This is a genomic window from Gilliamella sp. WF3-4, assembly GCF_001690275.1.
GTDB lineage: Bacteria > Pseudomonadota > Gammaproteobacteria > Enterobacterales > Orbaceae > Gilliamella > Gilliamella apicola_C.
The window spans coordinates 1-480 of sequence record NZ_LZGW01000048.1 but is presented as its reverse complement, the minus strand read 5'-3'; the positions used below and the strand labels follow the sequence as shown (position 1 = coordinate 480).

General features: G+C 39.8%; 1 protein-coding gene. It reads right to left on the bottom strand.

Annotated elements, in window-relative coordinates; genetic code table 11:
- Positions 1 to 3: 3 nt before the first annotated feature.
- A partial coding sequence (locus A9G47_RS14335; protein WP_218057468.1) for a DUF6708 domain-containing protein occupies positions 4 to 480 on the bottom strand: 477 nt, incomplete at its 5' end.

Below are 480 nucleotides of genomic sequence, written 5' to 3'. Positions count from 1 at the left end.
GGGCTATTGCGTTATATTGTGCCGTTGTTTAATTCCGGCGAGCTCTTCTAATGATGTAGCATTAAATGCTTCTACCATCCATTCGGGCCAGCCTTGGCCGTCAATCCTATGGGCTTTAAATTCCGCTTCTTGATCTGATTTATATTCACCGTCATCGATATTGGCAGATTTATAATACACCATAAAACTATTGATCCATCCCCAAACAAATGTACTACCAGCGCCCGCGCGAATAGGATCTAGCATAATATGATCAATCACTTGATGCGTACCGGGTTGGCACACCATTAGCACGGTCGAGCTCAAAGCATTACGCGACATATTATGAATAATAACACCATGCAAATCATCCCAATCATACTCTTTTATTCGGCGTTTTTTCGGTTGTAAAAATACTGCAGGATGGCGTAATATTTTAAAGTTAAAAAAGTAACTTTCGTTAACATAGACTTTACCCGTTTTACGGTTAAATATAATGGG